The following is a 15,181-nucleotide window of genomic DNA, read 5'->3' on the forward strand; positions in this document are numbered from 1 at the left end:
GGGAGAGAGAAGAATGAGTACTATTTTAAAGCCTTTTTTATCGGCGGTAACCCTGATGTTAATCTTAATAAGGCCTGGCTTTGCAACGGAGGATGGAGCGATAACCATGGTTAAAACCTACAGCGCTTATGACTATTTGCAGACCCGAGCGCGGTTGATGCACGCTGTCGCCGATCACGGTCTGGTGTTATTTGGGGAATTTGACCATGCCAGAGCGGCACAGAATGTTAACCTGAAAATGCCGCCGACAACGGTTCTGGTCTTTGGCAATCCTAAAGGCGGAACGCCTCTCATGCTGGCGCATCCCGAACTGGCGCTGGATTTACCGTTTCGGGTGCTCATTAGCCAGCAGGCCGATGGGCGAACGTTGGTCAGTTATCATCCCGCCGAAACGCTGCAACGTTATAGTCTTGATGCCGCAGACATACAGGCTTTGAAAAAACTGGAACAGCTCGTTGAAAAAAGTCTCCACTAAAGCTGAAAATCTGGCTTCAATCGGGCGATGTGTTTGCACGAGTGATGTCGCGAATAAATGCGCTCACATCGTCCATTACCTGATGCGATAAGGCGGCATCGAAGGTGGCGCTATCAGCATCACAGAACCCGTGCCGCGCATCGTACATTTTACACTGCACCCGGGGGCGCTTTTCCAGCGTCTGTCGCATGGCGAGGGGATCAAACGCCGGCTCATAACGCGCGATAATAACCAGTGTCGGACAGAGAGGCGCAAGATGAAGGTACTGGCGTATACGGGAACCGTAATAGCAAATGACGCCATCGCATAACCCACTGGCTGCACTTAGCCATGCGAGCGTTGCGCCGACGCTATACCCTACGACGATTAGCGTCTCGTACTGCGTTCTGAGCTCGTGGAGTAATGTGGTAACGACGGCGGGATCAAAGCCGACATTTGCTGAAAAGTGACGGTAAGCCTCCTCCTGCTGTTCATAGCGAAAGGGGGTATGGTGAGGAAACAGCGCGGGAATATAGATGTCGAATCCGCGCGTCATCCATTCATGGCCTGCGCGTTGGATATGAGCGTTAATACCATAAATTTCATGCAGAATAATCGCTGCCCGGCGATGGCGGCTCGACAGACTGGAGGCGTTGCTTCCCCCGGATACGCCTGGGGCGAAAAACACGGTGTCTTTTATCATAACGCGTTCTTGATACAAAGAGAGCGGCTGGATTTTCGCCGATCACGCTATGTCAGAGGCGTTGTTCCTGTCAATGTACAGACACATTTTATGGCGTAATTTTTGGTTGATAAATTTCATATTGGTAAACCAATATGCTGTTCATATTCAGGCGTCAGGGCTAAAGGTGGAACATCAGTCGTGTATTGTCTACTGCCTTTCCTTTCATCTGGCTTCACTAACGAAACGGGGCGCATTATTGTTTTGTTGGTTGACCAGTTTCGCGTTTTTGGTGTGCTACGCGTGCTATCCCCCTTTACAAATGCTATAGTCTGATACAGGGAAATCGCATCGGACGGGCACGACCAATATGAAATCAAACACTTCTCAGCAAAGACCTTACCAGGAAGTGGGCGCAATGATACGGGATCTGATTGTGCAGACGCCGTACCGCCCCGGGGAGCGCTTGCCGCCGGAAAGAGAGATCGCTGAGAGGCTCAATGTGACGCGTACCGTCGTGCGTGAAGCGCTGATCATGCTGGAAATTAAAGGTCTGGTTGAAGTCCGCCGCGGCGCCGGGATCTACGTGCTCGACAGCGCGGATAATAACGAGATGGAAGGCGCTGACGTCAATCACTGTAATGACGCCGGGCCGTTTGAACTGTTACAGGCGCGTCAGTTGCTGGAAAGTAATATCGCTGAATTTGCCGCTCTGCAGGCCACCCGCGAGGACATCATTAAAATGCGCCAGGCGTTACAACTGGAAGAGCGAGAACTCGCCTCCAGCGCGCCGGGCGGCTCAGAAAGCGGCGATATGCAGTTTCATCTGGCCATTGCCGAAGCGACCCATAACAGTATGTTGGTCGAGCTCTTCCGTCAGTCCTGGCAATGGCGTGAAAATAATCCGATGTGGCTCCAGCTTCATAGCCATCTGGGCGATACGCTTTACCGTAAGGAGTGGCTGGGCGATCATAAGCAGATCCTCGCGGCGTTAATTAAGAAAGACGCCCGCGCAGCGAAGCTGGCGATGTGGCAGCACCTGGAAAACGTGAAGCAGCGTCTGCTGGAGTTTTCCAATGTTGATGACATCTACTTTGATGGCTATCTGTTTGAGTCATGGCCGCTGGACAACGTTGATGCCTGATTATACCTGGAATAGCGTGGGCAGACCCAGTCCACGTTTTACTTCCTGTAGCGTCTTTTGAGTGACCTCATGCGCCCGCTCGCTACCTTTTTTCAGCAATTCCATTAGCATTCCCTTATCCGCAATAAAGGTTGCCCGTCGTTCGCGTATTGGCGCGATCAGTTCTTGCAGGCAGGTCTCCAGCTCATTTTTACAGACACGATCGCCTAATCCGCCTTGTTGATAATGTGCTTTCATCGCCGCGACTTTGGCTTTATCCGGATGGAACGCATCCAGCCACGTAAAGACGACGTTACCTTCTATTTTTCCCGGATCGTTAATTTTTAAATGATTGGGATCGGTGTACATCGCGCTGACCGCACGGTGGATGGTCTCTTCGCTGGCGGAAAGAAGCAGGGTATTGCCGAGCGATTTCGACATCTTGGCGCTGCCGTCAATGCCTGGCAGACGGCCCGTATCGCTCAGGAGCGCCTGACAGGGTCGCAATACCGGCGAGGAGAAAAGACTATTCATCTTATGAACGATCTCATTCGTTTGCTCAATCATGGGCAATTGGTCGTCGCCAACCGGTACCATTTCGGCCTTAAAGGCGGTGATATCTGCCGCCTGGCTAATGGGATACGCCATGAACCCGACCGGCAGGGAACGGGTAAAGCCTTTTTGGGCAATCTCATTTTTTACCGTAGGATTACGCTCCACTCGGGCGACGGTAACAATATTCATATACAGCACCGTTAATTCAGCGAGGGCGGGTAATGCGGATTGCAGGCAGATCGTCGTTAGCGCGGGATCGATGCCGACGGCCAGATAGTCAGCTAACACTTGCGGAATATTATCGCGGATTTTTTGCGGATTACTGCCGTTATCGGTGAGTCCCTGCAGGTCGGCAATCAGGACATACTGTTGGTGATCCTGCTGTAGCGCGACGTGCTGGCGCAGTGAACCGACATAATGGCCGAGGTGCAGCGAGCCGGTGGGGCGATCGCCAGTCAGAATGATAGGAAGGGTGTTCATTAAGGACTCCTTTATGCTTACTGTAAAGCCGAAAGACGTCCCGAAACGCAGTAGCCGCCTTTCGGCGGCTACTTAAAAAGGGATAGTGATCCGTGCCGCCTTCAGGAAGGCAGCCACCAGCGGAGATGACGTTGCGTAGCGTTGGATCGTTTCGTGTTCATGTGGTCTAACGTATCACGACTAAACGTAAGGGTAAAGCGGCTGGCGTGTCGTCCGGGCATAAAGTCATATCGCCTGCACAGAGAACATGTCACTGACTTTGAAACGCGATTTTATAATTTGCTGCCCAAAAATACGTGGCGCTGAAAGGCGCATTTTTGATGCAAGTCATTTATTACTGTGATAACACTGCGCGCGATAAAAACATTAAATATATTCACATAGTAAATATGTTCTATTGGAATGGTTGTTTTCGATATGACAAAAGTCTAAAAAACCCATTGATGTGAAAAGGAATAAGAATTGTCTATATTCCGATTCTGTGGAATTAAGTAATTTCTCGGATAAAAATAAGAAATGATATTGATATTTCTTTTTTGATATGGTTCTTATAGCGGCTATGGTTATTCAGGAAACGATGCTTGAATGCCAGGCGTAATAGATTTCAGGTCAGTAGCGCTATTGTAAAATGGATTGTTGATGGCAGAAGGTATTTAGCAAGAATCCAGTTATAGCAGATTGTCGGTATTTAATCTGGTATACAGAGACACCAACGAAATGGCTGGAAAATGGAACGTTCTTTCATTGTTGGCGTTCCGTCCTTGTCAGCCTGCTTTGCCGCATGATAATCACGGAGGGGGGATGGACGCCATCTATTTAAAACTGGACGGTATTGAAGGCGAAAGCCAGATCAAAGGTTTTGAAAACCAAATAAAACTTATTGCTTACAACCACAACCCGACGAAACGGGAGTCCGGCGAAGCGAGAGGGACATATATTGGAGGGTTGACGCTGACAAAGCCAGTCGATCTTGCTACGCCTGGCCTCTATGAGCACTATTGTAACGGGAAAACGGTGAAAGAAGGCGTGCTGACATTATGCCGTAGTGATAAGGGCGCAATGCTGCCATTTATTATTTATACGCTCACCAATGTGCGAATTTCACGCATGAGCAATCATGGCGACGCCGAAGGCAGCGCCATGGAGACCGTGGATTTGGTTTATAGCCATATTCGCTGGGATATTCCCGCATTGGCGTCGAAAAGCAAAACACGGCGGCCCCTTCACCGACAGGCGCTGTGGCGATGAGGATAAAACAAGCTTGCGGACTCGCAGTGGGCGATGCTGTATAGCGAAATGGCATTTAGCGGCTTGCGAAGGTCGATGAGCGCTCATGTAACCAATCGATTGCCTGAAAAGGCGATAACGCGTGACCCTTACACCCGTTATGATTTTTACGCATAGCCGCTAATAAAACGGCATTTTTTATATACACATCAAGTTGATAGTGTGTTTCTGACCTTGACGTAAATAAGCGGGAAAAGCGATGAAACACACCATTGGGATACTGGGGGGGATGGGACCTGCGGCAACGGCGGATATGTTGGAAAAATTTGTTGAATTGCGACATGCCAGTTGTGATCAACAACACATCCCGCTCATTGTCAGCTCTATCCCTGATATTCCCGATCGTACAGCATGTCTGTTATCCGGCGGGCCTTCGCCATACCGTTATCTGGAGCGTTATCTGCATATGCTGGAAGACGCCGGGGCGGAGTGTATCGTTATCCCATGCAACACTGCGCATTATTGGTTTGATGATTTACAGAACGTCGCGAAAGCGCGAATGATCAGCATCCTGGACGCCACCCTGGGGGATATTCCGCCATCGGCGCGGCACGTTGGTCTGCTGGCGACCAATGCGACGCTGGCGACCGGGTTATATCAAAAGAAAGCGCTGGCGCGGGGGCTGACGTTAATTCAGCCAGAAGACGCGGGGCAGGCGTTGGTAATGCAGGCTATTTATACGCTTAAACGTGGCGATAAAACTGCGGCGCAAGCGCTGCTGCTGCCGCAAATCGATAGCCTTATTGCCCGTGGCGCTCAGGCAATTATTATGGGGTGTACCGAAATTCCGCTTATTGTGGCCGGACATGAACGCGCGATAGCGTGCCCGATGATTGATTCCACAGCGTCGCTGGTGCGCGCGGCGATTCGTTGGTATGAGTCCTGGCCAGACACCCGCGCCTCTTTGACCGGGGAACAACGCCTTACCGCCTGATGTGTTTACAGCGCGGCCTGAAGCCCACGCAGGTCGCGCCAAAATGTTTCGGCTACCTGACTCATGCGGGTATTCATGCGATAAGCATAAGCCTGGATCGGGATAACCAGTTCGTCGGCATCAAGCACTATCAGGCGCCCGTCGGTAATCTCCTGACGGATAGCATACTCGGGTAACCAGGCGATTCCGCAGCCGTCCATCGCAACCTGTTTTAACAATTCACTCATCGAAGAGACGAAAAATGTACTGAAACTCAGTTCAGCATGGCGAGTCAGGGTACGATTTATCAGCCGGCCCATATAGGAGTTTTGACTGTAATTAAGCAGGGGAAAGTGCGGCTGCTCAAGCGTATAGCGCGGCTCGCCCCGGCCATTGTTGGCGCAAACCGGAAACAGTCTCGACTCAAACAGGCGGATATTATCAAACGGCGCTTGTTGCAGGTTTTCATCGTGATAGGAAAAGATAAAATCGCTTTGCCCCTCACGTAACATATCCACCGCCTGGTCGACATCTATCGCCTCAACGGCGTAGGTAAACTGCGTCGGCATCTGCTTAACGATGGTCGGTAACAGGCCGAGGGAGAGCGAGTGGGCGGCGGCAATCTTGATTTTACGCAGCGTATAATCGCTGCCGCCGCGCAGTTCGGTCAGATTACTTTCCAGCTGCTGTAACAGGTGGCGAACCTGGGAGTGAAAGATTTTACCCTGTTCGGAAAGCTGTAGCGGCGAGACCTGTCGGTTAAACAGTTCAACGCCCACGGCATGTTCCAGGGCGCGAATCCGCCGGCTAAAAGCGGGTTGCGATACGTTGCGGATAATGGCGGCCTGAGAGAAATTGCGGCACTTTTCCAGCGTCAGAAAATCATATAGCCATTTTGTCTCAATATTGTGCAAACCTGCTCCAGTTACATCCATTTACCGTTATCCTGTCAGCCGTCCGAAGGGGCATTCTACGTCCATTCGGGCGGCTGACAACCACTTATCCCGTCCTCTTTCAGAATGCCGTGATGGGGCAGTCTGAAACTAGCGGGAATTACGCCGGTTCAAAGGTACCTTTTACGCAGGCTTTCCCCTCATTGACCATGCGTTTGCCGCGCGCATACACCTGCTCAATGCGTAAATCTGCGCTAAAGACGAGCAGATCCGCATCGTTACCGGGACGGATTTCGCCTTTGCCGTCCAGACTGAGGAAGGCGGCTACGCTGGTTGTCAGCGGACGCAGAGCATCGGTCAGGCTGAATCCGTAGTGGTTAACCAGCGTCTGCAACGTCTCCAGCAAACTTTCGAAGCCCGCGACGCCGATACCCGTCAGATTTCCGGCAGCGTCAAATAGCGGCTGGCTGCCGTTGCCGTCTGAACTGAGCGTCACCCGGGAAAGCGGGACGCCGGCTTTTACCGCTCTGGCAATGCCCTCCGCCGGCGCGACGGGATCCGGGATACTGGTGGTAATGTCGATCACGCCGCCTTTAAGCGCAAACGCCAGCGCCTGCTCGAAAAGCGATTCGCTACGGTTGACGTGGGTAGGCAGCAGTTTACCGATCGGCACGTCGCTGTTTTCCAAGATGTCATACAGCGGCTGTAACCCTTTTTTGCTGCTGCCCATATGAAAAACGCTGACACCGGGTTTGCCGCCCAGCAGGCCGCCAACGCGTGATTCGGCGGCCATGCTGGCGAGTTGATTCCCGCCGGGCGCGGCGGAACGGTGGTCGGAGACTGCGCATTTCACGCCAATGACGCGATCGATCAGCGCGACGTCTTTTTCTACCGAGCCAGTAATGGTCGGCGACGGAACGTGATAAGCGCCCGTGAGCATCCAGGCGGTGATCCCCTCCTCATTTAGCGCTCGCGTTTTGGCTAACAGCGACGCGGGATGACGGCTGACGGAGTCGGTGCCAAGCAGGCCGACGACCGTTGTTATCCCGGCTTCCGTCAGGCGGCTCAGAGAGACTTCCGGCGTCCGCGTCGTCGGCCCCGCTTCGCCGCCGCCGCCGATCAGATGAACGTGTTGGTCGATAAAGCCCGGGCACAGCATACGACCGCTAAGATTAATCACCGCACAGTCCGGTACGATATCGCCGGGGATGTCAGCGCCGACGGCAATAATTTTGCCATTCGCGAGCAGAACATCGCAGATGCCCCGGTCTTCTGGCGCAAACAGGTGCGCACCCTGTAACAAGGTAAACTCCGCGGCGGATAAATCAGGCATGATAACTCCTTATTAAACAATAAGCTGCATGACCCAGATCGACAGCAGCGCATTGATGGCGCAGACTGCGATAATATGCGGGTAATATTTGGCGTTGACTTCGGCAGTACCGAGACAGCGGCCGACATTCTGTACCGGGTTTCCCATCAGGTAAATGGCTGGCAGTAGTACGGTAACATCGTGGCCGCTTAGCGCGCCGGCGGTAGCCAGACTGGCCGCCACGCCAACGGCGCCGCCCATACTCATCAGCGAAGCCAGAAGCACCGTAGCCGCTTCGCCGGGAAGCCCCCACAACGCCATCACGGGCTGGCAGATATGGCCTACCCAGTCGAGCAGACCGGTAATTTTCAGCGCCTGAATAATGACAAATGCCATGACCACATTGGGTAACAGGTTGGTCGTGGCGATGGTAAAACCGCGGCGTGCGCCATCGATAAACATATCCATGACATTCTTACGTACCTGAGTCGTCATGATTGGGCTCCTTGCGCAGGATGACGGCGTTCTTCGATGTTAATCCAGATGCGCAAAAGGTTTGCGCCGATAAATTTGAATAGCAGAATGACCACCAGCGGAATGATGACTGACGTTCCCAGAAAGGCGAATACCGCAACGCCGGAGGAGAAATAGTTGGTGATAATAGCGCTGCCGCTGGTCTGCCAGGCGGCAAAAATCACTTTATCGCGTTCGGTGATTTCGCCTTCCTGCGCCAGCTCTTTGGTCATACCCGCCGCGGCGTCGGTATTTTGCAGGTTGGCGATCAGCGCCAGTGAGCAAATGCCGGGAATGCCAAGCAATGGTTTCAGGATGGGCGTCATCAATTGCTGTGCCGCCCGCAGACCGCCAAGCCCATCCGTAATCGCGATGATACCCAGAGAAAGGATAACCGACGGCGCCAGCTCCAGCGCAAAAAGGAAGCCATCTTTCGCGCCCGTTCCGCCCGCGCCGCGAAAGGTCTGCGTACCGGTCACATGACCGAATGACCCGTTGAGTACGGTAAAATCAAAAACGCGCCACCAGCCTTCGCTTCCGGAAAATACGCCGGAAAAGAAAATAATGGTGAGAAAAAACGCCAGGTATCCCTTTATCCCGACCTTTTCTGTATCAAGCGGCATGGCCGCCCCGTCCACTTGTTGCGCCATAGCGATCCCCGAATTTTTTTGATGATGTGTTGGTTGTAGCCACAGGCCAAAAAGCCCGAAACAGAAAGACCTTATCAGCCATAAGGGTAAGGACAAAATGCAAGTATGTATCGTGCTATGCGTTTCTTGCATAGCAGCGCGAAAAATCACCATCCTCGCTACTGCCGGAGGCGCGGGGAACCGTGGACGGTATAACGCGCGGTAAAAAAGCAAAGAAACAGGTGTTGACGCAGGCCAGAGCCGGGAGCAGGAAAAAGGGGAAATAAATTTGACGTTAGTCAATTTCACGCCACTTAATTATCGTTGTTAAAAAATAGGGTTTTTTAACCTAAATTTTACTTTTTTACTGTAATTTTTCACGCCTTAAGAGGAATTGTCACGGTCAGGTCAGTAGCCGCTGATGGGTCAGCTTGCGCCCTAAGAATCCTACGGGCAGGTAATAAAAAACGAATAATCGAATTAATTTCATGATGTGATTTATTTATAATTGTGATGATTTGAGAGGGAGCGATAATCATCATAATGGAATATATAGCCAAAATAATTCGAGTTGCGTAAAGGCGGCAAGGGAGTGAGTCCCCAGGAGCATAATAACGATGTGACTGGGGTGAGCAACGGCCCGTCAGGGCGAGGCCCATGGATGGGCCGGGTAATCCGTAGCCAACACATAAGCCACTTGAAGTAGGAAGGGTATATAAAATAATAGACAGATTGATAACACTAAAAACCATAGAATAAGTATAGTTTTTAGTGGCATCTTTACCTTGAAATAACGTGTTGAGGATGTGCTATTAAAAACAGATCCGCATTGCGCCGCGAATAGCATTAAAGATACAACCCGGTGCGGATAGCGCGGGTTTACTCTACCGCTTATTCACGTATCACAAACCGTTTTTGTTTTATCTGCTGCGCGGCGCTGATCAGCGCGGCAAAAAAGAGCGCCGCGGCGCCGCAAAGCGTGGCGTTGATAATTGCCGACGCGCCATTGCCTGACAGACTGGCGGCGAGCGGACCGAGAATTTGCCCAATACCATACGTTAGCGTCACCAGGCCTAACAAATTAATATTGCCCGGCGCGCTGAGCTGGCGGGCAAGCGGCATCACCAGTGAGGTTGTGCCCATAAACGTGGCGCCAAAACCAATACTGCTCAGTATTAACAGCAACAACGAGTCGCTGGCGAGAGACAGCAGCACGCAGGCGCTCTGGATCAACAGGTTCGCGGTCAGACATGGCAGGACGCCCCAATGTTTTGCCGCCCACAGCCAGCCGAAGCAGCCGGGAATGATCGCCAGGCCGACCAACGACCAAAGGTGTGCCGTGAGTAGCGAAGAGCCCGCGCTTTTCGCCATCAGTGGCAAATAGGTAGCGACAATGATGTAGCCGAATCCGGCGAAACCGTATAACAGCGCCAGTTGCCACCAGGACATAGGCTGATTTTCGATTCTTGCTAAGGGCGCAGGCGGCAGCGCATGAGCGCGGGGGGGAATCAACATTGCCACGATTAATAGCAATATACCGGCGAGCGCTCCGGCCCCCAGCCATAGCGAATGGGCCGAAAGCGCATAATGTAAACCGCCAATGACATATTCGTTGCCCAGTGCAATCCCGGCCCCGACGCCGGAAAAGAGCGCGGCGATCACAAACGGATGGCGGGTATGATGCAACACAATCATTGATCCAAAAATCATCATTCCCGCACTCGCGACGCCTGCCAGGAAGCGCACCAACATGACGACCGCGGGCTGAGTAAATATCGCCATAGACAGAATAAGAATACCGGTGGCGACCGCCGAAGCCAGCAGCATGGGGCGTAGACGAGAGGGGAGATGAAAAAGGCCAAAGGAAAACAGTAAGCTTCCCGCCAGGTACCCTGCATAATTGGCGCTGGCAATCCAGGAGAGTTGGTTAAACGTTAGCTGCTTTTCCGCCAGCATTACCGGCAGCATGGGCGTATACAGAAAGCGGCCAACTCCCATCCCCAGCGTCAATACCATCATACCGAAAAGCGCCGTAAAAATGGGATGGCGAGGTGAAGCGCTCTGAGCATGAACCATGGTTTTTCTCTTTGCTAAAGTAAGGCAGGAATGCCGGATTGTCGTTGTAAGTGATAATAAAAAGTAAAATTAATGTTTCAAATTTGCAAGAAAAGAAAGTGAAGCGCAGGCGAATAACGGATTGAGAAGAGGGGCATCGGTGGGAAATGGCATTAAATTAATGCCTCCCACGTGCGGGGTTTGGTAGTTAATCTGAACGAGAATTGCGCCTTCCCCTTCTTAGATACTGAGCAGTGCCGGTATTTGCGACAGTAAATATAACACCAGACCAATAGCGCCGCCGACCAGCGTGCCGTTCACGCGGATAAACTGCAAATCTTTACCGATATTAAGCTCAATCTGCTGCGACATATCGCGCGCATCCCAGCCTTTTACGGTATCGCTGATGTGGCGCGTCAGGAAGGCGGCGAATTCCGGCGCGACGCGGTGCGCGGCCTGTTCCAGATGACCGTTAAGCGAGGCGCGTAATGCGTCGTCGGCGATCAGCGTCTCGCCAAACCATTGTCCGGCATGAGCGATGCGCTGCTTCACCTTTGAGTCTTCGGCGTTGATATCTGTTTTTAACCACTGGCGCAGATCCGCCCAGCTCTCGCCGAGATAACGGTTAAACGCCTCATCTTCCTTCAGGTAACTTTTAATGTTTTCTGCCCGGGCAGCCATTTCCGGATCATGTTTAAGTTTATCGATCAGCTTATACGTCGCGCGATCGAAGGCATGACGAATCTGATGCGCGCGGTCGTGACTGATATCATCCAGCAGAGAATTTACCGCGTCGGAGACCAGTTCAGCGCTGTGTTCTCCCAGCCATTCGGTCGGCAGAATCTTCGCTTTTAACGGATGTTCGGTCTCCAGCCAGCGTATGATCTGTCTGGCGATAAATGTTCGGGAGCTGTCACGCTGTAACAGGGCGATAAGCTGGGCGATCAGCGTATCGAGTAACACCTGGTGACGATCGTTTTTGGTCATGCTTTCCAGCATCAGGGCGCTGGTGCTGGAAAGATCCACTTTATCAATCGCCTTATGTACCGCTCGCTTGAGCAGCCGCTGAATACGGGCGTCATCGGTTAGTTCCAGAAAGCCGCTCATAATTTGCAGCAGATGCTGCCCGACCCGGCTGGCGTTGTCCGGCTGGCTGAACCAGTTTCCGATAAGCAGCGCGGGTTCATGGCGGCGGATTAGCGCGATCAGTGACTGCGTATCAAGGAACTTCTCCTGCACAAATTGCCCAAGATTTTCGCCGATTCGGTCTTTATTACGGGGAATAATCGCCGTATGTCGTGAAATAAACGGAATGGGAATGCGGCGAAACAGCGCCACCACGGCAAACCAGTCCGCCAGCGCGCCAACCATCGCCGCTTCGGCAATAGCTTTTACGCCCAGCACCCAAAAACTGGGCGGCAGGAAAAGCGTGGTTACAAACGTCGCGGCGGCTATCAGCAACAGTGAGAGCGCCAGGCGTTTGGCGCGTTTGAGTTCGGCGATTTTATTCATAGGGTTAAGGATAGAGCCAGACGGCAGGAGCGTGCAAAAAAACATCAGATTATCCTGTGCCGGATAAGCCTCTATCCGGCAGAGTGTTTACTTCTCAGCGGCCAGTTCTGCCGCCTCATGCTGGCGCACGCGCTGTAATAGTGTCGCCAGAGTGAAGACCACAATCACCCCGGCCACCGCTGCCAGCAGGTGAAACGGCAGTCTCCCGCCGTGAAACCACAGCCAGCGGCCAACTTCGACCGACACCGCCATCACCGTCAGAATCACCATGTTCAGTGAGGCTGAAACCGTCCCTTTTGGCAAGTTGTTGGAGAAAAGCGTGAAGCGAAATAGCGTCGGGAAAATCATTCCAATGCCGAACGCGTACAGGCTGGTGCCCAGCACAGACCAAAGCCAGACGTGCGGCAGAAGAAGATTACCGAGGAGTAATGTCGCCAGCCCGCTTAACTGGATTGGTACGGCGCGCCAGATAAAACGCGGTCGGGTTGGATCTTTCACCAGGCGCACAACGATCATATTGGCCACGATCACCGCGCCGAATACGGGCACCTGCGCCCAGGCGAATTGCGAAGTACTCATCCCGCCGGCATCGATCAGGATCACCGGTGACACCGCCACCCAGCTCATCATCGGGATGTAGCTCAACGACAGCGTCGCCGCCCCGGTGAGAAAAATCGGGTTGCGAAACACATTACGAAAATCGCGCAGTACGCTCACCGCGCTGAACGGCACCGCGCCGCGTTGCACCGTTTCTGGCATCGCCAGCAGCAGGCCGCACAACGCCAACAGTCCCATCACCGCAATAATACCAACAGTACCTTCCAGTGAACGAAGTGCATCAGCGCGGCGCCGGAGAGCGGGCCGATAACCGGAGCGACCAGCACAATGGAGGTAATAATCGCCATCAGCTTAATGGCTTTGGTTTGACCGAAGGCCTCCTGTACCGTGACGTAGCCGACCGTTGCGATAAAGCAAATGCTGGTGCCCTGCGCAAAACGGGCAACCAGAAACTGCGTCATTGAGGTCGTCAACAGCGTTGCCGCGCAGGCGAGAGTAAAAACTAATGCGCCTGCAATCAGCACTGGCCGGCGGCCAATCCTGTCGGATAGCGGCCCCAGAAGCCATTGCAACGCCATTCCGCCTGCCAGATAGAGACTGACCGAGGCCGGCGCAAGACTGACGTCAGCATTAAAATCGCGCACGACGTTAATGATGCCAGGCTGAATCAGATCCGTCGTCAGATAGGCGGCAAAATCGTACAAAATCAGCGCCATCGGGAAAAATAACGTTGTGGCGCGTTGGGAGAAAAACTGAATAATCCGTTGCATAAAAAATGCGCTCCATGTCGGAGAACCCTATGATGGGACAGCGAAACTCAATACCGTCATCGTGACGTCAGGCAGGCGATGGAAACAGCGGCTGCGGATGTACTGAATTTCATGTAATCAAAAACGCTGCCGGTGAAAACACAGACAGGAAGAGACGCGTTCTGAATCTCGTCAGAACGTGTGGCGATTACAGATAACAATCAGCACATCACACCTCGGGAAATTTACGTTGCACGGAAAATATACACATTAAGTGTAATTAAATTTTGATGTTAATCAAAAGAGTTTGTCTGGTTAATAAAGATAAAGGCAGGGCGCGCAGGCTGGTATTTTGCGTGTTCAGTTCCGAAAATGCATGTGCATTACAGATAACAGGATTTATCTTTCGTCGCGCCTCGCAATGCTGAAAAGGTACGGATGAGAAAGGAATTTTCAGGAGGTAGAGTCGCAGCATCCTGGTTTGGGGTGACGGAGCGCCATGAAAAAATCGACGACCTCAACACCGCATGATGCGGTGTTTAAAACCTTTTTGCGCCACCCGGAAACCGCACGCGATTTTATGGAGATTCATCTGCCGGTGTCGTTACGCCAGCTTTGCGACCTGCGGACGCTAAAGCTGGAGCCCGGCAGTTTTATTGAAAAAAATCTGCGAGCCTATTATTCCGATGTGCTTTGGTCGCTGAAAACGCGCGAGGGCGACGGTTATATCTATGTCGTGATTGAACATCAGAGCACGCCGGATGCGCATATGGCGTTTCGGCTGATGCGGTATGCGATGGCGGCAATGCAACAGCATCTGGATGCGGGGCATAAGCATCTTCCGCTGGTGGTGCCGATGCTGTTTTATCACGGTGTTGATAGCCCGTATCCTTTTTCGCTGTGCTGGCTGGATGAGTTTGCGAACCCGGAAGTGGCAAGAAGACTCTATGCCGCTGCCTTTCCGCTGGTCGACATTACGGTGGTATCGGATGATGACATTATGCAGCACCGCCGCATTGCGCTGCTGGAGCTCATCCAAAAACATATCCGCCAGCGCGACCTGCTGGGACTGGTTGAACGAATTGCTTCGCTGTTAGTTACTGGTTGCGCTAATGACAGGCAGCTTAAAGCGCTGTTTAATTATCTTATGATTCAGCACGGACATACGCCTCGTTTCACCACGTTTATTCGTAATGTGGTAGGGCATGTCCCGCACACTAAGGAGAGACTGATGACGCTGATAGAGAGGATCCGCGCAGCGGATCGCAGAAAAGGGGAACGGCAAGGAAGACAGCTAGGTCTGGAGGAAGGATTAGCAGAAGGATTAGAAAAAGGGCTGGAAAAAGGTCAGCACGTTGCCGCATTGCGTATCGCCAGACAGATGCTGGTGGACGGACTTGACCGCGAGACTGTCCAGCGGTTCACCGGCCTTACGGCTGAAGAGCTTCAGGATGTTAGTCACTAAC

Annotated in this window: 13 protein-coding genes and 1 pseudogene; 5 read left to right on the top strand and 9 right to left on the bottom strand. The window is 52.5% G+C overall.

Features of this window, described 5'->3' with window-relative positions:
* Positions 1–13 precede the first annotated feature (13 nt).
* Positions 14–475 (top strand): DUF302 domain-containing protein, encoded by a 462-nt coding sequence (locus J4685_RS04940; protein WP_011233258.1) that lies wholly within the window; start codon positions 14–16, stop codon positions 473–475.
* 16 nt (positions 476–491) lie between these two features.
* Here the strand turns inward: J4685_RS04940 and J4685_RS04945 are convergent, their stop codons facing one another.
* The gene (locus tag J4685_RS04945; RefSeq protein ID WP_000588695.1) at positions 492–1,157 is read right to left on the bottom strand and encodes a dienelactone hydrolase family protein; all 666 of its coding nucleotides are present in this window, start codon (positions 1,155–1,157) and stop codon (positions 492–494) included.
* 349 nt (positions 1,158–1,506) lie between these two features.
* Between J4685_RS04945 and uxuR the strand changes: the two genes are divergently transcribed.
* A complete protein-coding gene (gene uxuR / locus J4685_RS04950; RefSeq protein ID WP_000841652.1) occupies positions 1,507–2,280 on the top strand; it encodes a Uxu operon transcriptional regulator in 774 nt (257 codons plus the stop codon).
* On the opposite strand, the gene trpS is transcribed toward uxuR, so the two are convergent.
* Entirely contained in the window at positions 2,281–3,294 is a 1,014-nt protein-coding gene (trpS, locus tag J4685_RS04955) for a tryptophan--tRNA ligase (RefSeq protein ID WP_001094605.1), read from the bottom strand.
* Between the two features lie 717 nt (positions 3,295–4,011).
* Here trpS and J4685_RS04960 point away from each other — a divergent pair.
* Both J4685_RS04960 and J4685_RS04965 read left to right on the top strand, forming a co-directional pair.
* A complete protein-coding gene (locus J4685_RS04960; RefSeq protein WP_000907668.1) occupies positions 4,012–4,542 on the top strand; it encodes an Hcp family type VI secretion system effector in 531 nt (176 codons plus the stop codon).
* Between the two features lie 238 nt (positions 4,543–4,780).
* Positions 4,781–5,515 (top strand): aspartate/glutamate racemase family protein, encoded by a 735-nt coding sequence (locus tag J4685_RS04965; RefSeq protein ID WP_000683247.1) that lies wholly within the window; start codon positions 4,781–4,783, stop codon positions 5,513–5,515.
* A 5-nt stretch (positions 5,516–5,520) separates the two neighbouring features.
* Here the strand turns inward: J4685_RS04965 and hypT are convergent, their stop codons facing one another.
* The 7 genes and pseudogenes from hypT to mdtM form a co-directional block, all read right to left on the bottom strand.
* Positions 5,521–6,429 (bottom strand): hypochlorite stress DNA-binding transcriptional regulator HypT, encoded by a 909-nt coding sequence (gene hypT, locus J4685_RS04970; RefSeq protein WP_000383509.1) that lies wholly within the window; start codon positions 6,427–6,429, stop codon positions 5,521–5,523.
* Between the two features lie 118 nt (positions 6,430–6,547).
* Positions 6,548–7,720, bottom strand: a complete 1,173-nt coding sequence (gene iadA, locus J4685_RS04975; RefSeq protein WP_001113051.1) for a beta-aspartyl-peptidase — start codon at positions 7,718–7,720, stop codon at positions 6,548–6,550.
* Between the two features lie 12 nt (positions 7,721–7,732).
* Positions 7,733–8,194: a YjiG family protein gene (locus J4685_RS04980; RefSeq protein ID WP_000211979.1), complete on the bottom strand. Its 462-nt coding sequence runs from the start codon at positions 8,192–8,194 to the stop codon at positions 7,733–7,735.
* On the bottom strand, positions 8,191–8,862 hold the full coding sequence (locus J4685_RS04985) for a nucleoside recognition domain-containing protein (protein WP_000068750.1): 672 nt from the start codon (positions 8,860–8,862) through the stop codon (positions 8,191–8,193). Before J4685_RS04985 ends, J4685_RS04980 begins: the two co-directional genes overlap by 4 nt.
* An 870-nt stretch (positions 8,863–9,732) precedes the next feature.
* A complete protein-coding gene (locus tag J4685_RS04990) occupies positions 9,733–10,917 on the bottom strand; it encodes an MFS transporter (RefSeq protein WP_000233271.1) in 1,185 nt (394 codons plus the stop codon).
* A 219-nt stretch (positions 10,918–11,136) separates the two neighbouring features.
* On the bottom strand, positions 11,137–12,408 hold the full coding sequence (locus J4685_RS04995) for a DUF445 domain-containing protein (RefSeq protein ID WP_024132438.1): 1,272 nt from the start codon (positions 12,406–12,408) through the stop codon (positions 11,137–11,139).
* 87 nt (positions 12,409–12,495) lie between these two features.
* Positions 12,496–13,736 (bottom strand): annotated as a pseudogene (gene mdtM, locus J4685_RS05000) (multidrug efflux MFS transporter MdtM).
* 478 nt (positions 13,737–14,214) lie between these two features.
* Between mdtM and J4685_RS05005 the strand changes: the two are divergent.
* Positions 14,215–15,180 carry an Rpn family recombination-promoting nuclease/putative transposase gene (locus J4685_RS05005; RefSeq protein WP_000749998.1) on the top strand — a complete coding sequence of 322 codons (966 nt, stop codon included), beginning with the start codon at positions 14,215–14,217 and terminating at the stop codon, positions 15,178–15,180.
* Position 15,181: the final 1 nt, after the last annotated feature.

The sequence above is a fragment of the Salmonella sp. 32100201201700099SM genome, from assembly GCF_017572645.1.
Classification (GTDB): Bacteria; Pseudomonadota; Gammaproteobacteria; order Enterobacterales; family Enterobacteriaceae; genus Salmonella; species Salmonella enterica.